Source organism: Metabacillus sp. FJAT-52054 (assembly GCF_037201815.1).
In the GTDB taxonomy this organism is placed as follows: Bacteria; Bacillota; Bacilli; order Bacillales; family Bacillaceae; genus Metabacillus_B; species Metabacillus_B sediminis.
The window spans coordinates 671,791-696,876 of record NZ_CP147407.1; the positions used below are offsets into that span (position 1 = coordinate 671,791).

At 44.0% G+C, this 25,086-nt stretch carries 24 protein-coding genes and 1 pseudogene; 20 read left to right on the forward strand and 5 right to left on the reverse strand.

From position 1 onward, the window contains the following. Positions 1-52: 52 nt before the first annotated feature. Positions 53-571: a GNAT family N-acetyltransferase gene (locus WCV65_RS03670; protein ID WP_338780162.1), complete on the forward strand. Its 519-nt coding sequence runs from the start codon at positions 53-55 to the stop codon at positions 569-571. Positions 572-689: 118 nt separating this feature from the next. Here WCV65_RS03670 and WCV65_RS03675 read toward each other — a convergent pair whose 3' ends face one another. Then, on the reverse strand, positions 690-1,559 hold the full coding sequence (locus WCV65_RS03675; RefSeq protein ID WP_338780164.1) for a GNAT family N-acetyltransferase: 870 nt from the start codon (positions 1,557-1,559) through the stop codon (positions 690-692). A 476-nt stretch (positions 1,560-2,035) separates the two neighbouring features. Between WCV65_RS03675 and WCV65_RS03680 the strand changes: the two genes are divergently transcribed. Both WCV65_RS03680 and WCV65_RS03685 read left to right on the forward strand, forming a co-directional pair. After that, positions 2,036-2,602 carry a Uma2 family endonuclease gene (locus WCV65_RS03680; protein WP_338780166.1) on the forward strand — a complete coding sequence of 189 codons (567 nt, stop codon included), beginning with the start codon at positions 2,036-2,038 and terminating at the stop codon, positions 2,600-2,602. A 95-nt stretch (positions 2,603-2,697) separates the two neighbouring features. Beyond that, complete coding sequence (locus tag WCV65_RS03685) at positions 2,698-3,426, forward strand: VCBS repeat-containing protein (protein WP_338780168.1); 729 nt, start codon at positions 2,698-2,700, stop codon at positions 3,424-3,426. Between the two features lie 18 nt (positions 3,427-3,444). Here WCV65_RS03685 and WCV65_RS03690 read toward each other — a convergent pair whose 3' ends face one another. Beyond that, positions 3,445-3,954 carry a hypothetical protein gene (locus WCV65_RS03690; RefSeq protein ID WP_338780170.1) on the reverse strand — a complete coding sequence of 170 codons (510 nt, stop codon included), beginning with the start codon at positions 3,952-3,954 and terminating at the stop codon, positions 3,445-3,447. Between the two features lie 239 nt (positions 3,955-4,193). On the opposite strand from WCV65_RS03690, the gene WCV65_RS03695 reads away from it, so the two are divergent. From WCV65_RS03695 to WCV65_RS03735, 9 genes are all read left to right on the forward strand, one after another. Continuing rightward, the gene (locus WCV65_RS03695; RefSeq protein WP_338780172.1) at positions 4,194-5,162 is read left to right on the forward strand and encodes an NAD(P)-dependent alcohol dehydrogenase; all 969 of its coding nucleotides are present in this window, start codon (positions 4,194-4,196) and stop codon (positions 5,160-5,162) included. 115 nt (positions 5,163-5,277) lie between these two features. After that, positions 5,278-6,225 carry a sensor domain-containing diguanylate cyclase gene (locus WCV65_RS03700; protein WP_338780174.1) on the forward strand — a complete coding sequence of 316 codons (948 nt, stop codon included), beginning with the start codon at positions 5,278-5,280 and terminating at the stop codon, positions 6,223-6,225. Between the two features lie 101 nt (positions 6,226-6,326). Beyond that, positions 6,327-7,052: a hypothetical protein gene (locus WCV65_RS03705; RefSeq protein ID WP_338780175.1), complete on the forward strand. Its 726-nt coding sequence runs from the start codon at positions 6,327-6,329 to the stop codon at positions 7,050-7,052. Continuing rightward, a complete protein-coding gene (locus tag WCV65_RS03710) occupies positions 7,049-7,786 on the forward strand; it encodes a hypothetical protein (RefSeq protein WP_338780177.1) in 738 nt (245 codons plus the stop codon). The genes WCV65_RS03705 and WCV65_RS03710 overlap by 4 nt, the downstream gene beginning before the upstream one ends. Positions 7,787-8,020: 234 nt before the next feature. Continuing rightward, positions 8,021-9,070, forward strand: coding sequence for a LysM peptidoglycan-binding domain-containing protein (locus WCV65_RS03715; protein WP_338780179.1), 1,050 nt, complete (start codon positions 8,021-8,023; stop codon positions 9,068-9,070). A 199-nt stretch (positions 9,071-9,269) separates the two neighbouring features. Beyond that, positions 9,270-10,841: a FapA family protein gene (locus WCV65_RS03720; RefSeq protein ID WP_338780181.1), complete on the forward strand. Its 1,572-nt coding sequence runs from the start codon at positions 9,270-9,272 to the stop codon at positions 10,839-10,841. Between the two features lie 12 nt (positions 10,842-10,853). Next, complete coding sequence (locus WCV65_RS03725; protein ID WP_338780183.1) at positions 10,854-12,401, forward strand: GAF domain-containing protein; 1,548 nt, start codon at positions 10,854-10,856, stop codon at positions 12,399-12,401. Between the two features lie 16 nt (positions 12,402-12,417). Beyond that, a complete protein-coding gene (locus tag WCV65_RS03730) occupies positions 12,418-12,981 on the forward strand; it encodes a PilZ domain-containing protein (RefSeq protein WP_338780185.1) in 564 nt (187 codons plus the stop codon). 15 nt (positions 12,982-12,996) lie between these two features. Next, the gene (locus tag WCV65_RS03735; RefSeq protein ID WP_338780187.1) at positions 12,997-13,935 is read left to right on the forward strand and encodes a hypothetical protein; all 939 of its coding nucleotides are present in this window, start codon (positions 12,997-12,999) and stop codon (positions 13,933-13,935) included. Positions 13,936-14,110: 175 nt separating this feature from the next. On the opposite strand, the gene WCV65_RS03740 is transcribed toward WCV65_RS03735, so the two are convergent. Next, positions 14,111-14,857 carry an SDR family oxidoreductase gene (locus WCV65_RS03740; RefSeq protein ID WP_035405786.1) on the reverse strand — a complete coding sequence of 249 codons (747 nt, stop codon included), beginning with the start codon at positions 14,855-14,857 and terminating at the stop codon, positions 14,111-14,113. Positions 14,858-14,968: 111 nt separating this feature from the next. Between WCV65_RS03740 and WCV65_RS03745 the strand changes: the two genes are divergently transcribed. The 3 genes from WCV65_RS03745 to WCV65_RS03755 all read left to right on the forward strand — a co-directional run bounded on the left by WCV65_RS03745 (position 14,969) and on the right by WCV65_RS03755 (position 18,063). Then, positions 14,969-15,865 (forward strand): LysR family transcriptional regulator, encoded by an 897-nt coding sequence (locus WCV65_RS03745; protein ID WP_338780193.1) that lies wholly within the window; start codon positions 14,969-14,971, stop codon positions 15,863-15,865. Positions 15,866-16,194: 329 nt separating this feature from the next. After that, the gene (locus WCV65_RS03750; RefSeq protein WP_338780195.1) at positions 16,195-17,445 is read left to right on the forward strand and encodes an MFS transporter; all 1,251 of its coding nucleotides are present in this window, start codon (positions 16,195-16,197) and stop codon (positions 17,443-17,445) included. A gap of 192 nt (positions 17,446-17,637) precedes the next feature. Further along, positions 17,638-18,063, forward strand: coding sequence for a hypothetical protein (locus WCV65_RS03755; RefSeq protein ID WP_338780198.1), 426 nt, complete (start codon positions 17,638-17,640; stop codon positions 18,061-18,063). A 90-nt stretch (positions 18,064-18,153) separates the two neighbouring features. Here WCV65_RS03755 and WCV65_RS03760 read toward each other — a convergent pair. Together WCV65_RS03760 and WCV65_RS03765 are read right to left on the reverse strand one after the other, a co-directional pair. Beyond that, positions 18,154-18,459, reverse strand: a pseudogene (locus WCV65_RS03760) (HepT-like ribonuclease domain-containing protein). Further along, positions 18,449-18,625: a hypothetical protein gene (locus WCV65_RS03765; protein ID WP_156505932.1), complete on the reverse strand. Its 177-nt coding sequence runs from the start codon at positions 18,623-18,625 to the stop codon at positions 18,449-18,451. The pseudogene WCV65_RS03760 and the gene WCV65_RS03765 overlap by 11 nt, the downstream one beginning before the upstream one ends. A gap of 161 nt (positions 18,626-18,786) precedes the next feature. Here WCV65_RS03765 and WCV65_RS03770 point away from each other — a divergent pair, with 161 nt between their 5' ends. The 5 genes from WCV65_RS03770 (at position 18,787) to WCV65_RS03790 (ending at position 24,658) form a co-directional block, all read left to right on the forward strand. Further along, positions 18,787-20,241 carry a YdiU family protein gene (locus WCV65_RS03770; protein ID WP_338780201.1) on the forward strand — a complete coding sequence of 485 codons (1,455 nt, stop codon included), beginning with the start codon at positions 18,787-18,789 and terminating at the stop codon, positions 20,239-20,241. A gap of 768 nt (positions 20,242-21,009) precedes the next feature. Next, the gene (locus tag WCV65_RS03775) at positions 21,010-21,345 is read left to right on the forward strand and encodes a DUF2294 domain-containing protein (RefSeq protein WP_338780203.1); all 336 of its coding nucleotides are present in this window, start codon (positions 21,010-21,012) and stop codon (positions 21,343-21,345) included. A gap of 378 nt (positions 21,346-21,723) precedes the next feature. Further along, complete coding sequence (locus WCV65_RS03780) at positions 21,724-22,191, forward strand: hypothetical protein (protein WP_338780205.1); 468 nt, start codon at positions 21,724-21,726, stop codon at positions 22,189-22,191. Next, positions 22,188-23,036, forward strand: coding sequence for a DUF6671 family protein (locus WCV65_RS03785; protein ID WP_338780207.1), 849 nt, complete (start codon positions 22,188-22,190; stop codon positions 23,034-23,036). Before WCV65_RS03780 ends, WCV65_RS03785 begins: the two co-directional genes overlap by 4 nt. Before the next feature lie 191 nt (positions 23,037-23,227). Continuing rightward, entirely contained in the window at positions 23,228-24,658 is a 1,431-nt protein-coding gene (locus WCV65_RS03790; protein ID WP_338780209.1) for an NADP-dependent isocitrate dehydrogenase, read from the forward strand. The last annotated feature ends 428 nt before the right edge of the window (positions 24,659-25,086 follow it).

The window sequence follows — 25,086 nt, forward strand, 5'->3', positions numbered from 1 at the left end:
TTCCTTTTTTAAATTTGCTTAGGGCTAAATTATAAAAAAGCGAGGGATGAACATGACCGTACATATGAGCAAGTGCAGTCCAGAAGATTTGCAGCTGCTGCAGGAAATAGGGATTGAGACATTTAATGATACATTTAAACATCAGAATACAGCTGAAAATATGAACACATATTTGGAAAGAGCCTTTGAAGTAAAACAGGTAGAAAAAGAATTATCGAATCCCTTCTCCGAGTTTTATTTCATTTATTTTAATGAAGAGCTGGCCGGATATTTAAAGGTGAACATCAATGACGCCCAGTCGGAGAAAATGGATGACGAGTCCCTTGAGATTGAAAGGATTTATGTACGAACAAGATTTCAAAAGCAGGGGCTTGGAAAAGTTCTTTTGAACAAAGCGGTCGAACGGGCGGCAGAACAGGATAAAAAGAACATCTGGCTTGGTGTTTGGGAAAAGAACGAGAACGCCATCGCCTTTTATAAGAAGATGGGGTTTGTTCATACGGGAGCTCACTCTTTTTATATGGGAGATGAAAAGCAAACGGATTTTATTTTGGTTAAGTCACTTGTCTGATGACTGTGGAAAAGTATTGCTGAGCAGCACTTTTCCACAGTTTAATCACAAAAAGTGTAATAGTAACTTAAAAGGTTTAATGAAATGGATTTATCGCCACTGTTGATAAAATAATCTTTTATCCAAAAACTTGTGCAGCAATCCCGTATAAATGGTTGTTTCTGGTAGGCATGCGCTCAGAATTGATGATCATGATTGGAGGCTGACTGACTTTTTCAAAACCGCTATTTCTCAAATGATTCATAAACGTTTCATCCCGGGGTGGAAGGTCAATTCTTAGCTTTCCTTTGTGATTAAGAGCCAATTGATTAAGCAGGTAGGCAGCTGCACTGTCATTTGGCGCAACAATCGGACCTAAAATTAAATGGCATGGACCTAAGACAGAAAGACCGAAACCGAGCACGCTTCCCATTTCATTTCTCAAAACAAGAGATTGATGTGACTGTTTTATTCTATTTGTGAGGAACTTTCGCCGGAAATCACCAAAAGCGTTTTTGTCTAATTCAAAAACCTTATCTAAATCAGCTTCCTGTAAAGCCTCTGCTTTTAATCCTTCATCAGGAAACCCATTTGAAGGTACATAATTATTACAAATGAACTTATGTACATCACCGACGACTTTAAATCCCATCTTTTCATACATTGGCTTTCCTTCAGGTGTAGCGATTAACATGATCGATGTTTGATTAGATACAGAATTTATACACGCCTTAGTCGTGTCTTTTCCAAGGCCTTGTCCTCTATATCCCGGATTTACAATGACCATCCCTATCGAAGCTAAATCAGTGTCATAAGGAATGATTGCTGCGCTTGATACAATTTGGTCAAACTCATTTTTATGTCCAAAAATTTTTCCGCAAGATAAAATTGTCTGAATATCGCTGCCGTCATAATCCCACCCTACGGACTGCGATAAAGATATTAACCCTTCAATATCATTCTCACCGAAAATATGTAGCTTAAGATGATTTTTAGAATAGGTAACCATTAGTAACTCCTTAACTAGTTTTGTCATTTATATTGAAGAATTTAACATATTTAATTTGGTATAAGCTCTGTTAAACTTGGCTGTTGATTTCCGCTGCAGGCGTTCGCTTTCCGCGGGGCGTGCGGTGAGCCTCCTCCTCGCTGTGCGACTGCGGGGTCTCACCTGCCCCGCTGCTCCCGCAGGAGTCTCGCGCCTTCCACTCCAATCAACAGGTGTTAAAAATCAACACCATGCTTTAACAAAGCCTTGTTATAAAATGACACTTCATTGAATGAACCTGCCTGTTTTGGATGGGAGGTGAATAAATAGATCCTATCTTTATTATGTTACTTTCTGCAATTGATTTTCCTTGCGAACTTTTCCACAGCTTATTAACAGTTAGCATAAAAGGACTGCCAAGCTCAGTTTATAAATGATCTACAATCCTGATATAATAGGTAAGAGTAGAATTCATTAAAAAGGGAGATGGTTTTAGCGTGAGTATGCCTAAAGAAAACCATGTATCCATTGAAGAGTATTATAAAAGACGCGAAAAAAGTGACACGCTGATGGAATATATAAATGGCGTGGTATACATGACTCCTTCTCCATCAACCATTCACCAGCGAATTTCAGGCCGCTTATTTGTGCAGCTGTACCAGCTTTTAGAAGGACAAGAGTGTGAAGTCTTTCATGCTCCATTTGATGTTGAGTTAACGAAAGAGGATATATCAGAAAACAAAGTGGTTATTCCCGATCTTTCGGTAATCTGTGACAAATCCGGATTAAGTGAGAGTAGATATACGGGCGTTCCTGCCTTAATTATAGAAATTATTAGTCCCTCCAACCAATCGCATGACTTGGTAACGAAGTTAAATCTGTATATGCAGTACGGGGTCCAGGAATACTGGATTGTGAATCCGCTCATTCATACGATTCAGGTTTACACCCTTTCTGATAATAAGCAATATGAGCAAACAGATGTAGTGAAAGAAATAGGGGTTATTCAATCGAGTTTGTTTGAAGAGTTTTATGTAGATGCGAATTTGTTGTTTAAGCAATAAAAATGCCTCTTTGGGGCTTTTTTTTGTTGGATTGGAAAATCACCCTTTTCTCCATCCGCCCATAGAATACATATCAGCGTTTATGGGGGGAAGCTATGTACACGTATGATCCCAGAGCCAATCAGCCGCAGGTTGTCGCATTTGCGAGGAAAGATGTCACGGGGGACCGCGTCCCGGACAATGTGTATTTAACCGGGATTAAAACGGCAGACAGTCCATTTATTCAAAACATTACGCTTCTTGTGCAGGATGGGAGAACAGGCACAGCTACAAGGGTTCAGCTGCGGGAAAATGCGGGCTATAGTCCGACTTTATTTTTGGAGGACTTTACAGGGGATGGCATTGCCGATATTTTAATCAGAATTGAATCGGGGGGAAGCGGGGCTTTTACGTATGACTACCTTTATTCGTTTCTCCAAAATAAACCCAGGCTGCTTTTTGATTCCGAGAAGTATAATGGGCAATATGAATATGAGGTCACGTATCAGGACAACTACAAAGTGAAATTGGTGAGCAAGGCGAATAATCTAACCTATCTCATTGATATTTCTCTAAGGGATCCGGAGTACTTGAATGAAATCTATGATCGAAACGGAAAGCTGAAAATGCCTATCGAAGGATTTGTTAATCCACTGAGCGGCTTGTATCCAGTGGATTTCGATTCGAATGGAGTGTATGAATTGCTGGCGTATCAAAAGGCAGCGGGGAGATACAATGCGGATGCGTTAGGATATGTCCAGAATACGCTGGCATGGAAAACGGACCGGTTTGTGCTGCAGAATCAGTATGTCGCGATTTTTGGAGCGCAGTCAACACAGAGATAACCATGGGGGTGCTTTTCCCTATAGCCCCCCAGCCTTCTTTTTCCTGAAAAGCAACGGCAGAAGAAACTCCATTGCCAGCACGACAAGCGTCAGGCCGGCAGCTGTAATGAAATTCTCCAGGCTCCCGATATTCAGCATGATTCCAGCTCCATAAAGAACGGTAAACCTCACACCTGCAAGAAATAGGTGCAATCCAACATTTTCTCCAATTGCATGCTTCCCCATCGCTTCAAAGAAATTCTCGAGGAAAAGCGAGTAACCGACTAAAACCAATGCGAGTATTCCAATCTCCTTCAAGGGGTTCAATTCCAATTTGAAAACAGAGGTTAAGACACCCAATGATTCTGTCACAAAAAAATACATAACCATCATGATGATGGACACAATTAACCCCAATGCAACCGACGAAACGAGGGTGATCCATAAACGCTGAATCGGATCTTCCTTCTTTTGAAAAGTGTGGATAAATAGGAAGAATAACAGGGTCGTTACAATGAGAATAGCTAGTGAGACCATATAAATACTCATACGGGTCCTCCTGATACAGTAAAGAGCAGAAAAGTCCTGCTCCTATACAGTATAGATGATTATTCTTACAAGAAAAATGCTTCGAATCTAGCAATATACTATGCATCATTCGGAGGAAATCCTGCTTTGGTTAAGGCCTAAAGCAATGCCTCTTTCGTTTGTGCGGGAATTTTTAAGGATCGTGTCTTGAAGATCAGTTCTTTTGAATATCTATAAACAAGTAGATTGGAGGAATAAAAATGAAAGCCATCGTTTCTGAAAAATATGGTCCGCCTGATGTTCTTCAATTAAAAGAAATCCCAACACCGATTATTAATGACGCTCAAGTACTTGTTAAAGTCCATGCAGCCTCCCTGAATTATGGCAACGTGGTTCTTCTTAGAGGAAAACCGTTTCTGGCCCGATTTGCCTTCGGTCTGCTAAAACCTAAATACTCTATACCTGGGGGAGACATATCAGGGACGGTTGAAGCTGTTGGCAAAGATGTTAAGCAGTTTCAGCCTGGTGATGAGGTGTTCGGCGATTTGTCCCTCAGCGGGTGGGGCAGTTTTGCTGAATATGTATCGGTTCCTGAGCGTGCACTCGTTCGTAAACCAGCCAGCCTTTCCTTTGAGGAAGCAGCTGCTGTCCCGATGGCTGGCGTTACCGCGTTACAGGCTCTCCGTGATAAAGGGAAGATCCAGTCAGGACAAAGGGTTTTAATTTATGGAGCATCTGGCGGCGTAGGGACGTTTGCAGTGCAGATTGCGAAAGCGTTCGGAGCGGAGGTAACGGCTGTATGCAGTTCGAGAAATGTAAGCATTGCGAAATCAATAGGTGCGGATCATGTAATAGATTATAGAAGGGATGATTTTAGCAGGCAGACGGAGCGATATGATTTGATTCTGGCCGTTAACGGGTATCAGCCGATTTCAGTTTACAGGCGTGCACTAACTTCGAATGGAACGTATGTAATGGCTGGCGGCTCCGGTGCTCAAATGTTCCAAGCCATGGCTCTCGGCCCATTGCTGTCGATGTGCGGAAGAAAGAAAATGGGAAATGTTCTCCATAAGGCAAACCAAAAGGACTTGGTTTTCCTGAAAGAACTTATTGAAACCGGCAAAGTAAAACCTGTGATTGACCTGGGTTTTAAACTTAGTGAAGTTCCTGAAGCATTCAGGTATTTTGAAGAAGGACACGCTCAGGGAAAAGTGGTCATTTCTGTGTGAAGTCCATGAAAAGTGAAGATGCCTGTTTTATTTCAAAATGCTGCCGTTTGTCCTCTTTAAATTTTCATCAGTTCTTCGTATAATGACAACGGATGAGGAAAATGGGGGTGGAACGATGGAGATACCTTTGAATGAATGGAATATGTATAAAAATTTTGAAGAAATGGCATCTGATATTCTTGAAATGGCCAATGAGTTTATGCCGGATAAGCTGATTTTTTTAAGTGCGCTGACCGATTCCGAGCAAATTATCCTTAAAGTGCGTGATAACAATACGAACATTCAAGTATGGGAAGGAATGCGTATGGACCTTCTTGATACCGCTTGCAACCGGATTGATTTCGACCGGAATGCGCCTTTGATATTTGAAGACGTTCGAAAAGAGAACCATCTTAATGGGGTTCAGAGAATACTGTTGGATGCCAACATAAATTCATATATTGGCGTTCCGATTATCCTTCACAATGGAGAAGCCTTTGGGACGCTGTGCGCGGTTGAAGCATCTGCCGCCGCATTCAGCACAAAAAGCATTCAAATGTTTCAAAGGATTGCAAAGATGTTTTCTTTTTATCTGGATCTGGAGCGGAGAGCGTACAGAGATTCTTTAACCGGTTTGTATAATCGTGAGTTTTTATCGAAGCATTTTCATGATTTTTCAGCCAGCGGAGGAGCCTTGTTTTTTCTTGATCTCGATGGCTTTAAGAAAGTGAACGATTTGTATGGACATGATAAAGGCGATGAAGTGCTGAAAGAAACGGCACGGAAACTGGAGGAGTACATGAAACGGTACAGCGGTTTCGCCACCCGCCTCGGTGGAGATGAGTTTATTCTTAACTTCGTCGGTCTTTTTGACTCGGAGGATTTACATAATCTTGCCGAAAACCTGCTTGTACACCTATCCTCGACGGATACGCAGCTAGCTGATTTCCGTTTGTCAGTCAGCATTGGGATTGCGTCCTACCTGCCTGGTGACAGCAAACCTTTAAACACCCTTCTAAAAAATGCAGATCATGCTTTATACCGGGCAAAAACACAAGGGAAGGACACGTTCCGGTTTTATTAAGGAGGCTGAAGGCAACCTATGGTTGTCTTTTTTTTCGTCTATTAAACCTTGAATATGGTAAAATATGAAAAACATATAGATGGAATGAGGAAGAGTTTCCTATGAATTTTACGATAAATTTTCCCCAGTTAAATTTCCCATCAGCTGCAGCCGCCTTACTTGCGTGGGGAGTCCTTATCTTTTTTGCCTATCGAATCTATAAAAAACAAAGGGTAAAACCGAAAGTTTGGAAGATTGCTGCCGTCCTGTTGATCGGGTTTTCTGCTTTATCCTTTGATGGACAGATATTCGGCACACCATTTAAGCTGGCTGTTTTGCCTCTTGGAGTAGGGATTCTCTTCTTAGTGTTAAACAAAGATAAAGAAAAGTGGCAGAAGTACCGGGCGTTTGCCTGGTTAGGATTCTTGGCGAATTTTATTTTTCTCTTATTTGCTTTGCTGGCCGTCCCGGTCCATCACGTGCTTTATCCGGTAAATGAGCCATCTACCTATCTGGCAAATGTGGAGGATGCATCGATTATTGCCATCCATCCCACTGCCGAGGAATCCAATTTACATATTGAGAGCCTGAAGAAACAGCTGGCTTTGCTGAAGCAGCGCCCAATCCATAGTGATGTGTGGTACTACGAGATGGTCAAGGATAAAGAAGCGAAAGAACGAGATGAACGGTTTCCCTATCTCCTTGGAGGCACGTCTCCGAAATGGGGCAGCGGGATGAATCCGCTCATTTTTATTGAAGCGGATGGAAAGGGAATTCTGCTGTCCACTAAGAAAGAGCAGGTCTATTTCCGCTCTGAAGAATCATTGCTTGAGGGGGCGGTCAAATGATGAAGAGAAAAATGCTACTTCCACTGGCAGCAGTTGTTTTAGCGGCAGCCTTCTTCGCCTATTGGTTCTTTTTTTCAAAGCCCACTGCGTTTCCGGTGAATGAGCAGGCAGTCGCTGAGATTAACCGCACATTCCCGAAGGCCTACTCGCGAACCATTCAGGAGGCTATTAAACTTGACGACCGCCACATGGTACTTCCGTTTATTTCAAAGGTTAAGAATTACGGGTTGAGCTATTGGGTGTGGAGAAATCATAAATGGAATGTCGTGAGTGTTGATACAAATGGAAAGCCGTCGATATGGAAGATCAATCCTGCCGATCCATCCTCTTATTATCTGATTTGGAATCTAAAGCCTGAACATCCGTTAAATTCTATAGACTTTTACCTCATTGGAGAAAGAGGATACCATATTTCAGGAGGAATCGAGGATTATCAGCCAAGAGTCCAAATGAAAGAGAAAATTTCCCTTCGTGAGAAATCCTATGGCGCGGTTAAGCTTACTAAACAATGGACAGCAGCCATTCAAGTATTATCACAAGCAGAATCAGCCAAAAACTCTGATATGCTTACCATGGATCTGTTCCCTGAAGCATCCATGTTCATTGGCTGGATTCCCTATGACAAAGCGGGGAAAGAATCGAATGTCATGTTTGATGGCCCCAGTTACTCAACCAGCTATGAAGCGATTGAAGAGCTGCGGCCGATTAATGAGAGTGATATGGAGCGTCCGTAAGGCTGGACTTAACTGATTACCAGAGAAGAATCCTGATTGAGGGATTCTTCTTTTTTTGAAGCGTAAAGATCATTTTGATTCGTTCAACCTATTAAGATTGTTAACTCGAGTTTTAAGAGTCTAAATACCTATTATTAAATAGGTATTTTTCAATCGTTACCAATTGTCGACTTTCGTGGTACTATGGTAGCGGTCATAAAGTAAGGTAACATACCGAGGGGGACAACTTTCATCATGAGAAAAAGCCTATTCTTAGGGATGGCTTTGGCAGGAGCAATCAGTTTCGCTGCAGCTTCGGATGCAGAAGCGGCATCACAGACGTACCGGGTAAAATCGGGAGACAGCCTGTCCAAAATCGCACATGTTAACAAAGTATCAGTCAGCCAGCTGAAACAATGGAATCACCTTAAAACCGACGTGATTCACACAGGGAAAACATTATATGTGAAGAAACCCGCCACTCAAGCCACTGCCTCCAGTTCAAGTAAACACATCGTCCGATCAGGAGAAACCTTATCTTCCATCTCAAAAAAGTATGCTGTATCGATTGATAAAATTAAAGAAGCCAACCGGTTAAAGTCTGCGGTCATAAAAACAGGACAAACCTTGATTATCCCTAAAGCAGCTCCTGTAAAACCAGCTACCACGGCTAAGAAACCGGCACCAGCGAAAGCAGCTTCGCCGGCTAAAGTAACCTACTATATCGTAAAACCGGGAAATACCCTCTCTGCCATTGCCAAACTATTTAATACGCCGGTCCAGGAGATCAAGAGATTAAATGGTTTAAAGAGTGACAAATTGCTTGTAGGGCAAAAGTTAAAAATGACAGAGGGTGTATTGCCTGTACTTGCCGATGGAACCTTTCCTTTAAAACCTGGAACCTATCAGGCCTACCCTGATTCATGGGGCAATTCCAGAAGCTATGGCGGTTCAAGGACCCATGAAGGAATCGACATTATGGCGAAAAAGGGAACGCCTATCACTTCCGTAACCGATGGAGTCATTGAGAAATACGGCTGGAACGAATTGGGCGGATGGAGATTAACCATTAAAACCAAAGAAAACTTCCGAATTTATTACGCCCATCTGGATCAATATGCAGCGGGCATGATGCAAGGTGGAACTGTTAAGAAAGGCCAGTACCTCGGTACAGTCGGGGATAGCGGGTATGGAAAGACCGGAACAAAAGGAAAGTTTGCTCCGCATTTGCATATCGGCGTCTACAATCAAAGCTTCCAAGCGGTTAACCCCTATCCGTTTTTAATTTTTTGGGAAAGAAAATGAATGAAGTGAAAGGAGCAGGTGTACTGCTCTTTTTTTTGTGGTTCAAAATATCTATTCGATACACGTGAATATATTAAAAATATGTAAAATGTGGTCAAAAACTCCCTTTTTTATGGTATATTTTATAAAGATAATGAAAATATCATGACATTATACCTAAAAATGATGATATGTCAAAGACAAGGGAAGAGGATTCATCATGGTTTTAACAAATAATGAATTTTTTCATCTGGAAGAAGAGAACGGCACGATTTATCTTACCGTAATGAAAGAGGGCTATATGCTTTCTAATTTTAATCAGCTTCTTGAAAAACACCCCAGAATTTCGATTACCTCCTTTCAAAATCTAAAAAAAGGGATGGAAGAAGCGTCCGGTCAAAGGACACCCATCGCTCAATATCTCCCCCTCATTACACACACCATCAGTCAGGATAAGATGACAGCGAGTGTCAAGATCCTTGCAGCGGGTGAAGAATTCAATGAAATCGTTAAAGATTTACCTCGTATGATCATGGATGTTCTAAGTGAAAAAGGTGTTACAGAAGGCTTTTTACTGGATAGTCACAAGGAAAACCTGAAGCCTCTGAAATGGATAGAGGCTGCAAAGGGGATTGAGCCTGTCCATGGAATAGACGCCGTGATCCGGACCTATGATCTTTCCGAGAGAAGGCCGGTCATCGAAGAAACCGGCAGAGCCAATTTTTACAATATGAATTTTATAGATGAAGTGGAGGAAGGAGATTGGCTCGGTGAAAAAATTTCGCCGACAGACGGAACAAATGGCATGAATGTCCTTGGAGAAGAGCTGAAAGCAAGAAAAGGCAAGGATAAACGGCTTCAGTATGATCCAAATTCTGTCCGGCTGTCCGAAGAAGATGGAAGATCGGTTTTGAGGGCAGGAATACGAGGGATTGTTTCGAAGACACTCGGCAAGATTTCAATCGCTAACCACCTCTTAATTGAAGGAGACGTGGGAATCGGGACTGGAAATATAGAATTTGAAGGCTCCGTGACGGTGAAAGGAACCGTTCAGGAGGGATTCTCGGTTAAGGCGGGCATCGACATTGCGGTCATGTCGGAACTCGGTGTAAGGCAAGTCGGACTGATTGAATCACTGAATGGAGATATTTTTATCAAAGGAGGAGTTTTCGGACACGGCACCATCAAAGCCGCTAAAAACATTTTCGTGAAGCATGCCAACGAATGTACGCTGACAGCCGGGGAAGACATTCATATCGGTTTTTACGCAAAAGGCAGCAGCCTCCAGGCGAAAAATGTAATCACAGAGCAGCATAAAGGAAAAATTTTCGGCGGGCACATTATCGCGAAGGGCAAGGTTTATGCGAGTGAGATTGGCAATAAAATTGAGCTGAAAACCTTGATTCAGGTAGAGGGCTTTGAACGGAGCAAGCTCAAGGAAGAGTATATGACCCTTCTAAACGAATATAAACAGGCTATACAAAGCATAGAAGAAATACAGCGTCATCTCGAAATCTATGAAAATTTTGCCCATAATTTGAATGCAAGCCAGCAAACCCAGCTGGAAAAGCTTAAAATTGCCCATGATGGCAAGCTTAAGGAAATCTCCGTATTTGAACAGAAGCGCACGTCTTTGATGAAAATGCTTGAAACGAAAGGGGATGGAGAAATCTCCATCTTTGAGAAGGCTTATCCCGAAACCTATATCGAAATCAAAAACATGAAGAAAAAGGTCGATTCTTTAACGAAGGGTACCTTTTACGCATCCGGCCGAGAGTTGAAATATGAATAAGGAGCATCCAGAATGAGTCTTGAAAAATCATATCGATACGAAATCCTGCTGCAGGCAATTGAAGTTTTCACTCAAAGGTATGACAAAAGCGCACTATTTGAGTTTGCGTTTGATTTTGCCAATCAGCTACTGACCCTCGGACAGTCGGCTCTTTTTATAAGAGAAGATGATCGATTGACCTTGATACATACGAGGAATTATGACATTCAAGACTATCACATCCCAGTAACAGAAAAGTTAAACCGTCTTCCTCTTTACCACGGAAGACCGATCTCCTCCCATCAGCTGAACACATACTTTTCTGAAGAATTTATTCGGGATTTTTCGGCGGCACATGTCATTCCCCTGATTAACGATACGCATCTGGTCGGTTTGATTGTGACAGATGGCAAATCGGCCGGGGAGTTTTCAAAGGATGACGAGATTAGTTCGACGATTATGATGAGTCTCGTGAATTCTTCCCTTGAGAACAACCAGCGGTTTCTTGACTTCCAATCGATCAATCAGGAATTGGACCGGAAAGTATTCAGCCTGTTTGTCTTAAACCAAAGTATAAAGGCGCTTCTTTCGGAACTCAATGTCCGCAAGCTGTATGAGATGGCGACAGATGTATTCAGCGAAATTTCCGGAAGCCGCGTCACGAGCTTCGGAATCTATGACCCGCTCACACATCGCATTAAGCTGAAGGGATATCGGAATGTCCACTCCTTTCATCGCCTGTATGCGGAATTGAAAATGAAGGAAATCCAGAGCTGTCCAAATCGCATCGTCATCAGCATGAAAGAAGACAGTGACTTGCTGGATCAGCTTTTTGAGGATACATCTGCGCTGCTTGAGCTGGAAGCGGAGTACATTATTCTAATTCAAAAAGAGAGATTAATAGGGCTCGTTACCCTGAGCGATTCCCGGCAGAACACACATTATGACAGCGGTACGATTGAACTGATCGAAACGTTGGCCTCATCTACCTACATCGCATTAAACAATGCCCAGCTGTTTGAAAAGCAGGAAAAGCAGAAGCGGGAGGCTGAATCCAAGCTGAATGTTCTGCAGATGTATAACCGTTTGATCCGGACGATTAATTCCTGCAGAACAAGAGAGGAATTGCTGAAGCTATCCATCAGCACCCTTGAGCTCGGCTTTGGAGTCAGCAAGGCATTTTTTGCTTTTGACAACGGGAAAGCCTATGAGGTCGCGGAGTGTACAGGAGCGGATCTAGCGGGCGAAACCTTCGTATTTGAAGACCACGTGGGGCAGAACATTCAGGATGAAATCTACTATGACTATTTTGCAAATCGGCTGAACACCTGCTTTGCGGACGAAAGCTTCTGCGAAAAGCTGGGCGAATCCACCGGCATTGTCATAGCTCCCATTCAGATGAACCCCGAGTACAACTACAATGGACAGGTTCATAGACCGTATGGATACCTCATTGTCACACAGACAGCCGAAAATCTGAAAGAAGAGGAAATTCTGCTGATCGATACGATAACGAGAAACATTACACCGCTAATCTATCATATGGATCAAAAAGAAACCTTCATTTTTTCAGAGAGCTGAACAGTAAGGGGAAAACATGGAATACATGACAATTATCACAAAAGATCACAAAACGATCACAGCCGGACTTCATCATATCGAGGGAGAGCTCATGAACGTTGTGGTAAAGGATCTGTCGGGAATCCAATTAGGCGACCGCTTAACATGCAAATTCGAAATGAAATCCTTTCACGCCTACGTCTTGAAACAGGAAAACTTCAATCTGTACCTATACTTGCCCATTCAAGAGCGGCAAGCACCTAATGAACGGAGAAGATTTTACCGCCACTCCTGCCAAATAAGCGCATCCCTGTCCATAAAAGGGCAAGAACCGTCCAAGGTTACCATCGTCGACATCAGCCTCAACGGATTTGGATTTATAACAGGGAACTCCTTGGGGAAGGAGCAGCTCTATGAACTGGAACTTAAAATGGATGAACCCGCTGAAACCCTCCGCACCCAAATCACCGTGCGAAACCAGCGGGAACTCCCAACCTCCCTCTACCGATACGGATCGCAGATTACCGCAATCAGTGAAAAAGACCTGCTTCACTTGAGGAAGTTTTTGCTTAATCAGCAGCTGAGCGAGACGGGGGAGTAGGGCAGGGAAATTTGTTTGGCGGAACGGAGAGAATTAGCGGTTCAACGGACAAAATCCGGCGGTGAACGGCCAATAAAGGGGGGCGAACGGACAGATAAACTCGGACGGACAGATTACGTGGAGGAACGGCCAGATTATGTGGTTAAACGGACAGAATCCGGAGGGGAACGGCCAATAAATGGTGACGAACGGACAGATAAACTCGGACGGACAGATTCGATGGGACAACGGACAGATTATGTGGTTCAACGGGCAGAATCCGGCGAGGAACGGCCAATAAAGGGTGGCGAACGGACAGATAAACTCGGACGGACAGATTATGTCGAGGAACGGCCAGATTACGTGGTTCGACGGACAAAATCCGGAGGGGAACGGCCAATAAATGGTGGCGAACGGACAGATAAAATCAGACGGACAGATTCGATGGGACAACGGACAGATTATGTGGTTCAACGGGCAGAATCCGGCGAGGAACGGCCAATAAAGGGTGGGGAACGGACAGATAAACTCGGACGGACAGATTATGTCGAGGAACGGCCAGATTACGTGGTTCAACGGACAAAATCCGGAGGGGAACGGCCAATAAATGGTGGCGAACGGACAGATAAAATCAGACGGACAGATTCGATGGGACAACGGACAGATTATGTGGTTCAACGGGCAGAATCCGGCGAGGAACGGCCAATAAAGGGTGGCGAACGGACAGATAAACTCGGACGGACAGATTATGTCGAGGAACGGCCAGATTACGTGGTTCGACGGACAAAATCCGGAGGGGAACGGCCAATAAAGGGTGGCGAACGGACAGATAAACTCGGACGGACAGATTACGTGGAGGAACGGCCAGATTATGTGGTTAAACGGACAGAATCCGGCGGGGAACGGCCAATAAATCGTGGCGAACGGACAGATAAAATCAGACGGACAGATTCGATGGGACAACGGACAGAATAGGCGGTTCGACGGCCAGAATCGTTCGGAGGACGGCCAATAAATGGTGGCGAACGGACAGATAAAATGGAACGGGCAGATCCGGCGTGGCAACGGACAGAATAAGCGGTTCAACGGCCCAATCAGCCAATTTCAATCGTGCAAAAAAGCCCGGAGAAGGATTCTCCGGGCTAAAGTTTTATTTGAAGGAAGCGTATCCTTCATCAGCCATAACTACACTGCCGTTGATGGCGTCGGCTTCTTCCAGTGAAAGAAGGTAGACGGCATTTGCCAGCTGTTCAGGCTGGGTAAGTTTGTTGCCCATGACTTTGGCTTTCATTGAATCAATGATGCCGTGGTCTCTGTAGCTTTGGATAATGGCTGTATCCACAACCCCAGGTGCAATGCCTACTACCCGGATTCCGTAAGGAGCCAGTTCAAGTGCAGCTGATTTAGTCATCATGTTTACGGCGCCTTTTGTTGCGTGGTATGCAAATGTGCTTGGAGATGCAAGAATTCCATAAACCGAAGTTGTATTAATAATGACTCCTTTTATGTTCAGCTCTTTCATTTTTTTGCCTGCTTCGATAATTCCGTATGCTACACCGTGCTGGTTAATATCGATGATTTTATGGTAGGTTTCCATATTCATATCCAGAACCGGTGTGGATGAGCCAATTCCGGCATTATTGAACATAATATCAATTCTTCCGTATTCTTCAACGGTTTTCTCGATTAAGCGGGTAACATCCTCATACTTGGAAACGTCCGTTTTAATGAAGATGGCTTCCCCGTTATTTGAGCGGATCATTTCGGCTGTTTCATTTCCGGCTGCTTCATTAAAATCAGCAACGACAACCCGGTCTCCTTTTCTGGCAAACTTAAGGCAGGTTTCTCTTCCAATTCCGCTTGCTCCGCCTGTAATAACGGCTACTCTTTTCGTCATTTTCTATTTCCTCCCTGTTTCTAGCATATTTTGATTTTATCATTCTCTTCAATTAATTATAATTTAATAAAAGTGTCGTTTAGTTAAGTGCAGCTTAAGGAGGGATGAGCGTTGAATATTGAGCAATTGGAGCATGTGGCAGAAGCGGCAAAAGCAGGCTCGCTTACGAAGGCAGCTGATCATTTGCATGTAAGCCTGTCAGCTATCAGCCAGTCGATAAGCAAGCTGGAAAAAGAACTGGGAGTCCAGCTTTTTATCCGCAATCGCCAAGGCACAGCTTTAACGGCGGAGGGAATACGAATCATGGAGAAGGCGGAAAAAGTTCTCACTGCCATCGGAGAATTGAAGGAAGAAGCCAACCGCTGCTCCGATACGCTTACCGGTGATTTGAAAATCGGCATGATTCCGGGTCCTATTAACCTTCTAATCGATATGGTTTCAGCATATAAAACCGATTATCCCAATGTTAAAGTGGAAATCTATGAAATGGGACCGGTGAAAATCGCTGAAGGCATTCTGAACAATGATCTGGATATCGGGCTGGTTTTAACCTCCCATTCATTCGCTGTTCAAAATCACGAGCTGATTGCCGAAAAGATCTTGGAGGGGAAGATGGTTGCGGGTGTTCATAAACAATCCCCGCTTGCCAAACTGGACCGGATCTCTCCGGAGCAGCTTTTTAAGGAGACGCTCGTCCTGTATAACGATGACTACATCAAAAAGTTTGCTTACGATACCTTATCGCCTTATGGCCCAATCGATGTTCTGTTTACCACGAATAACACGGAAGCAATCAAGCGGGCTGTACAAAGCGGGGTAGCCGTAACTCTAGGAATGGATTATTCCTTCCGCAGCCGATCCCCCTATCCGAACGAGACGGTCATTCCGATTGAGATTGATGGTGCCGATAAGGAGGCGCTTCATCTTGCCTTAATCAGGAGAAAGGACAAGGTTCCCTCCCTAAAGGTAAAGGAATTCATGCGAAGGATCCACAGAGAGTTAAGATGAAGATAAATCAAGAGGCATACAGGGTAAAAAGCAGAAGAAGTCTGAAATTTAAAATGATCTATTGAATTCCGGAAAGAATTAGGGTAATGTTGGAAATATCAATGAAGTATTTTCGGAAGGGTGACCAAGAGGCGATGATCTACTAATTCCTGATTAGAAAAACAGTCGTAATCATGCCAAATACGAGCTATTTTTCTGGATTGGATTAGTTTTGCCTTTTGAGCGCTGATATGCAAGACACGTATGCCCGCTAGCTATGGGGATGTTTTGTCTTCTACCTGTGATCAAAGCAAAACCTCTTGTCCAGGAATGGAAAAGGAGGTTTTTTTATGTCAGAAATGGCGAGCCCCAAAAAAGCAGGGATGGGGGCTTTGTTTCAAAATCGAGTCATTCGCACGATTTTAATATCGGTGTTTTTCCTTCAGATTGGAATTTGGGTGAGAAATTATTCGATCCTGCTCTATGTAATCGAAAAGACGAATGAAAATCCGGTGGCGGTATCACTGATTTCTGTTGCTGAATTTGCTCCGATCTTTTTATTCTCATTTATAGGCGGGACGTTCGCGGACAGATGGCGCCCGAAGAGGACGATGGTATGGTGTGATCTATTAAGCGCCGTTTCCGTGTTTGTCGTTCTGCTTACTTTGTTCTTTGGAGACTGGAAAATCATCTTCTTCGCGACTCTCGTTTCCTCGATACTTTCCCAGTTTTCCCAGCCGGCGGGGATGAAGCTGTTCAAGCTGCATGTTCCGGCAGAGCTTGTTCAAATGGGGATGTCGATGTACCAGACCGTTTTTGCCCTGTTTATGATTTTAGGTCCGATTCTTGGAACCTTCGTTTTCCAGCGGTATGGGATTCTTGCGGCTGTTGGAATCATGGGTGTTGCCTTCTTAATTTCAGCAGCAGTTCTCCTCATGCTTCCTCCGGATCCTGAGCCGGAAAAAGAAAAACCGAAGACGAGCCTGATGGAGGAAATGAAGGAAGGGTTCCGCTATGTATTAAATAGCAAGGCACTCACTCTTCTTGGAGCGTGTTTTGCAGCGGCCGGCCTTGCGATTGGATTAACGCAGCCGCTTGGAGTGTTTCTGATAACGGAAAGACTCGGGCTTCCGAAAGAAGAGCTGCAATGGCTTATGGCGGCATTTGGAATCGGCATGATTCTCGGGGGCGGAATTACAATCGCCATTTCCAAGAAGGTCATGCCTCAAATGCTTCTTGCAATCGGAATGACAGCAAGCGCGATTGGAATGGTCGGGATGGGTCTGTCGACAGAATTATGGCTCACGCTGACGGCTCAATTTTTTGCCGGGCTGTTCATGCCATGTATTCACATTGGAATCAATACAATGATCCTGCAAAATACGGAAGCAAACTTTATCGGACGGGTCAACGGCATCCTGAATCCGCTCTTTATGGGAGCGATGGTCATCACGATGTCCGCTTCAGGCGTGCTGAAAAAGAACCTTTCCATCGTGTACTTGTACGAAATATCCGCCGTACTCCTCGTTATTGGCGTGCTTGTGCTTGTGCCGATTATGAGGAAATCCTCTGTTAAGCAGGAAATGAAGCAGGGGATGTAATTATTTTTTAGGAGCAAAAACAGAAAGATGTAAGGCAAAAAGCCAACTAGTTCGCACATGAATTAGTTGGCTTTTTTTATTGAGAATTAGGAAATTCCATTTTTAGCGCTTTACTCAATAAAATAAGTAAGAAATTGGAAATATTGAAACTTTTATTTCGACACCCCGTCAAACTTAACGAGGGGGGATAGAATGAAAAAGCTGAGCATCATTATGTTGATCGCAATAATCATTTTAGCTGCTTGTTCAACTGGAGAAGAGCCAAAGGATATTGTAAAGGTAACAATAACAGGTAACGGATTGAGCCTCTTTTCAGAAACTAATGAGCACATAGAGGATAGAGAAATTGTTTTGGAACAACCCGAAGATATTGAAGTGATGATAAAAGCATTAAAGAAATCCCCATCCTATTCGGGTGCAACGACTGTTGACGGTGAAAACTTTAAGGTGAGTATATCTTATAAAGACGATTCCTCTGACACAATCCTTTTGTGGCTTTATCCTAAAGATCATATAGGGAGATTCCAAAAAGAAAACTACACTGGATCCGTTTTTTTACTTAATGAAGAAGATATACAAAGTATTGCAAAGCTAATGAATGTAAAAGAGGTACAATAATAATTAAGCGCATTTTAATCCGAGTATATGAGCACAGCAAGAGGCAGTGCTTTTTTTGTTCTCATAAAGAGGTCCGGTTAGTCAATAAAATTAATACGCAAGAATTTGTTTTTTATATTCCATAAAGTCGTCTAAATGCTTTGAAATGATTTGCTCGAGGATATCTAAATTAATGGATTGATCATCATGCACCGCAATGTTGCGAAAGGCAACCATGGCTTTCATTTTGGAGGAAATATCCTGGTCAATAATGAATTTTTCCTGGAGTATATCGGAGTTTTTTTTCAGCCACTATATGCATGGCCATTTTCCAGGCTGATTTTCATACACCTCCAAGACACGTTTTTTACATCGTTCAATCACACTTATTTTATTTAAGATCACATCATTCTTCATAACTCGTCCTGCTTTCCTCTAAGTTGCTAAGAATATCCGATCGTTCTTCATTAAGTTTAGCGTACATACTGAGAGCGAGCATTTCGGCATTCATGAGTATGTTATCATCTATAGAATAGGCAACCTTGCCTGTTGTATAGAATTTCACTTCCATCAAATTCTGCATAGATTTCACTCCAGACCTTTCGTTACGGCTACTATACCAGTTTGTTGATTTATCGCTTTGCAGATGCGCATATCTGAGGCAGACTAGACTCTTTTAAAAGTATAATAATATAAAGTCAAAAGAACAAAATTAATCCACAAGGAAAAAGAAAGGAAGATACAATGGGAACCGGATCAGCGAAAACAGGATGGAACCTGGACAGCAGCTACACCAGTCTGCCATCCTCCTTTTACACAGTAATTGAACCAAATCCAGTGAATCATCCGAAGATGGTCATTTTTAATAAACAGCTTGCTGCAAATCTTGGCTTGGGTGCGGATGAGCTTCAAAACGATGCAGCGATCCTTTCCGGAAACGAAATTCCAGATGGCTCCATTCCTTTAGCCCAAGCCTACGCTGGCCACCAATTCGGAAACTTTACGATGCTTGGAGACGGACGTGCGATGCTGATTGGAGAACAGATCACTCCTTCAGGCGAACGGATGGATATCCAGCTGAAAGGCTCAGGACCGACACCTTTTTCACGCCGCGGGGACGGCCGGGCTGCCCTTGGACCGATGCTGCGTGAATACATCATCAGTGAAGCGATGCATGGTCTAGGGATCCCGACAACCCGCAGCCTCGCGGTTGTAGCAACGGGGGAGCCGATTTACCGCGACACCGAATTGCCTGGTGCCATTTTAACAAGAGTGGCCGTGAGCCATCTGCGCGTCGGCACCTTTCAATATGCAGCCAACTGGACATCCGAGGAAGAACTGCGGGCGCTTGCTGACTATGCGATCGACCGTCATTATTCGGAAATCAAAAATAATGATAACCGGTACCTGTCCCTGCTTCAGGAAGTCATGAAGCGACAGGCCGAACTGATTTCCAAATGGATGCTTGTTGGATTTATCCACGGAGTTATGAACACGGACAACATGACGATCAGCGGGGAAACGATTGATTACGGTCCATGTGCTTTTATGGATACGTATGATCCGGAAACCGTCTTCAGCTCAATTGATGTACAAGGCCGCTATGCCTTTCTGAATCAGCCGGGAATTGGCGGCTGGAACTTGGCAAGATTTGCGGAAAGCCTTCTGCCGCTGCTGCATAAAGAACAGGAGGAAGCGGTGAAAATCGCCCAGGAGACAATCTCTGGCTATCCTGAGCTGTACAAGCGGCAATGGTATAAGGGCATGAGGGCAAAGCTCGGAATATTTAATGAGGAAAAAGAGGATGAAACGCTGATTCAGCATTTCCTCGCTATGATGCAGAAGGAAAAGGCAGACTATACGAATACGTTTGTGGCCTTGACCTTTGACAAGGAACATGCGCTCTCGGTCAATCCGGATTACGCCCGTTGGAAAGGGAGTTGGCAGGAAAGATTGTCAAGACAGGAAGAATCGGAAGCAGCCGTTCATCAGCTGATGCGGAACAGCAATCCTGCCATCATTCCAAGGAATCATCGGGTGGAAGCGGCGCTTGATGCTGCGGTAAACGGAGATCTGACTGCGATGGAGGAACTATTGGATGTTCTATCAAATCCATATGAGCACTCGGAAAAACAGACGGCATACGCTGAGCCGCCGGGGCCGGAGTGCGGTCCTTATGAGACGTATTGCGGGACTTGACTGAAAAAAAGCTGACCTGGAAGGATGATGGACTCCTTTTGGTCAGCTTTTTTTGTGTGGTGCCAGTCCCGTTCTGCTTCACCGCATCGGGGGACAGAGGCAATGTCTAGCCAGACCTTGTGCACCAATGTTTTGAAGTTTGGGTGCCGGGGCTTTAGTTCAGTACAATTTGTGTGGACTGGCACGGTGCCAGTCCCGCTTTCCTTCACCGTATCAGGGGACAGAGGCTACGGACGGTCAGCTCTTGAGTATCAGTACTTTGCAGCGGTGGTGCCGGAGCTTTCGTACGGTAAAATTTGTGGGGACTGGCACACCAGCTACCACTTCGAAAATACGGATAAATCATGAAAGGGTTTTTTTACAGAACAAAAGAAGCTCCTAATTATGTAACAAATCACTTCATCGTCCTGTATACTAGTAGTAAATGTACAGCTGATGATAGCGAAATGTAAGGTTAATTTGTGCAGCTTCGGCCGTAGATGAAACAATGGAACAGGAACGGGTCAACGTACGTTAAACAGAAGAAAAAAATGCAGAGTGAAAGCCTTCTCAAAATAATTGACATTTTATGTTTCGGCATCGTAATATAGGAAATGAAACCGGAAGATTACTCGATAGCATGTATGGTAAAACTTCTTCCAGACAGCAACGGTATGGGCCGTTCTGAAGGGGAGCGAACTAGACATATATGCTGTTCATAATAAATCGGGCATACCTCTTTTTTGTGCATACAAAAAGAGGATGCTCTTTTTTTATAGGGGGGATCGGATGAGCAAGGGAGAAATGGAAGATATCATCAGCAGGCTTATTACAAAGTGGGAGAAGGAGTACTTGGGAAGAGGTCCTCTCCAAGTGAAAACAAGCATCTTGGACCATGCAGTTCTGGTGGTGTTGAAGGGGGTTTTAACACCGGCTGAACAGAAGATTTCTGAAACGGAAAGCGGTCTGCTGTCAGTAAAGAAAATCCGGGCAGAACTAGTGGAATCGGGTGCAGATGAATTAAAGCAAATTGTTAGCAGCGCGACAGGAATGGAAATCATGAGCTTTCATACAGATATCAGTACGCGCACAGGGGAGCGGGTCATGGTGTTTCTCATGAGGTAGGGGTATATTAAAAAACGGGAGACATTTAAAAAGCCCTGAAGAGGGCGGTTTAATGCAGACCGGTAAAGAGTGTAAGAGTGGGCACATCCACCTTGCTCTTTACCGGTTTTTTGTTTTAAGGGAATAATCTGAATGCTCCTTAGTGCTGATAAGTTGCTAAATAAGAAATCTTTAGCTAACCCCAGCGTTCGGCCTCTTGAGGTCATTTCAGAAAATCCCCTCAAGTTAAAACCAGACTGTACCCGATTTCTTTCCAGTTCTTATTGGCGTACTGATGCGGATAAGTTCTTCGCTGCAACAGGATGTTGCCCGCTAGGCAGAATTTCTTTGCTTTAATGCACTTGCGCTTTTGTTCTTACTAAAAAGGGAGGTTGTTCTATGGTTGGGATAAAAGAGAATCAGAAACCGCGTGTATTAATCCTTGCAGATATGGATGCTGCGTTTCAAGAAGACGGAGCTTATGTGATCCGCTGCCCCAGCAGGCAGATTTGGGATGGATACGGTTCATTTATACGGGGTGTTTTAATACTCGTGTATAAGCTGAAAATAGATCAGATTGAGGTGATCTGGACGGATGGAAAAAGCGGTCTTGAACAATGGAAGGAGTTAATGCGAAAACATGGGATTTCAGAGGAATGTCTAAACGATTCAAATTATTTATTGAAGTATTTACATGGATTGGATCCTTCACGATGGTTTGGAGAGCAGTCTGCTCTGGAAGATGTCAGGGATACGGTGACATTATTGCAGCAGCATCCGCTTCTCCCTAAAAACATAATGGTCAAAGGCTACCTCTTAATGAAAGAAAGAAAGCAGCTGATTTCCTTAAAGGAGCTTAGTGGATGAAGCATCCCTATTCCGGTAAAGAGGCCGCATTTGCTACGATGCATAGAAAGGAAGAAATAGCTGTTCCAGTGTTCGCTGAGCTGCAAATTTCCCTTCGTGTCCCTCAGAATATCAACACAGATGAATTGGGGACATTTACAGGGGAAACAGAAAGAAAGCAGCCTCCATTGGAAACAGCGCGTTTAAAAGCAAAGCTTGGAATGAAGCGGCTTGGCCTTCCTTACGGTCTAGCCAGTGAAGGAAGTTTTGGTCCATGCCGGTTCTTTCCTTTTGTCGGGGAGGATTGTGAAATTTTTTTGTGGATCGACGAAATTCTTGGAATCGAAATACATGAACAGGTCATCAGCACCGCAACCAATTTCAGTTCAGCGACTGTCTCGTCCCTGGAAACAGCCGAGACCTTTCTAAAAAAAGCGGACTTTCCATCCCATTCCTTAATTATAAGGCCAAATCAAATGACTGAGCCTGTTTTCTACAAAGGAATCTGCGGAAGAAAAGAACTGGATGAAGCGATTGCAGAATGCACAGCGATCTCAAAAGATCAGCTCGCAATGATTCAAACGGATATGAGGGCCCATCATAATCCTATGAGGCAGAAGGTCATCCATGAGGCAGCGAGAAAACTTGTGAAACGGATGGGTTCTCTATGTCCTGAATGCGGATGTCCCGGCTGGGGGGTCAGCAAAACGGTAGCAGGGCTTCCCTGTGAACTGTGCCATATTCCGACTGCGATGGTGAAAGAGGAGATTTTTAGCTGCAAAGCCTGCACATATAGCAGGACGGAAAAACGGAGTGATGGAAAGACAGAAGCAGGTGCGATGTATTGTGTTATTTGCAATCCATAAGAATAGGAGAGATGGAGATGAATTGTGTATACTGCGACGGGCATGGAGAAGTAGTTTGTATGTGTTTGCAGGCTGGGCAAATGGAAAGTGAGAACTTCAGACAGGACTGTGCCAAGTGCCATAGCCATGGTTACATGGTTTGCCATACATGCAACGGAAGCGGTTATTTGGAAACTGGAGAATAATGGGGGATGAAGGTGAAAAAGCAAATTACAGTAGCTCACGGGGATGGAATTGGTCCGGAAATAATGACAGCGGTACTCCGCATGATCAAAGCTGCAGGTGCTGAGCTTGAGATTGAAGAAGTAGAAATCGGTGAAAAGGTTTACGAACGAGGAGTTACTGCTGGGATGGACAGGACGGCATGGGATTCAATTCGCCGGACAAAAGTGTTTTTGAAGGCGCCGATTACCACTCCGCAGGGCGGAGGCTACAAAAGCTTGAATGTAACAACTCGCAAGGCACTTGGACTATATGCAAACGTACGGCCTTGCCCATCCTTTTCCCCATTTGTGGACACACTTCATCCGGACATGGATGTCGTGATAATACGAGAGAATGAAGAGGATTTATATGCTGGGATTGAGCATAGGCAAACAGATGATGTATATCAATGTCTAAAACTCATTTCGCGGCCGGGCACAGAGAAAATTGTCCGCTATGCATTTGAATATGCCCGGCATCATAACCGGAAAAAGGTAACATGCTTTGTGAAAGACAACATAATGAAGCTTACAGACGGATTGTTCAGCAAAATTTTTCAAGAGATTGGCGAGGAATATCCCGAAATCGAGAAGGAAAACTGGATTGTTGATATTGGAGCAGCAAAACTTGCAGATACACCGGAAATGTTCGATGTCATCGTCATGCCAAATCTATACGGAGACATCTTATCTGATGTTGCGGCCCAGATCGCAGGATCGGTCGGGATGGCGGGATCTGCGAATATTGGAGAACACTGTGCGATGTTTGAGGCGATACACGGCTCTGCACCAAGACGTGCCGGCCAAAATCTCGCAAACCCATCCGGCTTGCTGCATGGAGCAATCATGATGCTCGTCCATATCGGACAGACGGAAGCAGCCGCAGCCGTCCATAATGCCTGGCTGAGGACGATCGAAGATGGAATCCATACGTATGATTTATACAAAGAAGGCGTAAGCAAACAAAAAGCCGGCACCCAGGAATTCGCGGATGCAGTCATCGCCCGGATTGGTCAGATTCCCACAGCACTTAAACCTGTCTCATACAGCACAGGATCTTCATGGAAGATTGCGGCAGCAGAAACCAAACCGGCAAAAAAAGAACTCGCAGGAATCGATATTTTTCTACACTGGAAAGGTGGAAACCCAGATGAGCTTGGCCGTAAGGTGTCAGCTATCAAGTCAGAGAATCTAGGTCTGTCCGTCATTACAAATCGCGGAGTAAAGGTTTATCCCGATGGGCTACCGGAAACATTTTGCACGGACCATTGGCGCTGCCGTTTCCTTGGAGACGGCATTACACCTGAACAGGCAGCAGAACTGTATGTAAAGCTTATCCAACATGGATTTGACTGCATTAAAACGGAAAATCTATACCTGTTTGACGGAATACCGGGATTTTCGGCCGTACATGGATAGACCGGGTTATGGCATAGGATAATTTTAAAGAAGACGATCAAAAGAACCGGATGGTCACCGTGACCGAGAATCGTCACTGCGGGTTTATTGGATAGTGAAATAACCAGAAAAAAGGAAGGCGCAAAAGGAAACAAGGTTGTTTCTTTTGGTGCGATCCTTTTTTCGTGTCGGCACTTTTAAACAGATGATGGACCCCGAATTTATCAAATGGGGACTGTATATTCAGTCGAATTTGCAGGAATTATGGCTCTAATCCCTTATCTTTAGTCTAGGTTTAAAACGTCAATAAGAAAACCGCGGCACAAGTCGTTTTCCGCTATGACATGCAGCATTCAAGCCAAGGTTCGCAGCTTGATTCGAACTCCAACTACATATGAAGAGCACAGTTTCAACTCAATGATGATGGCAGAGTACGTTTTCATCAAACT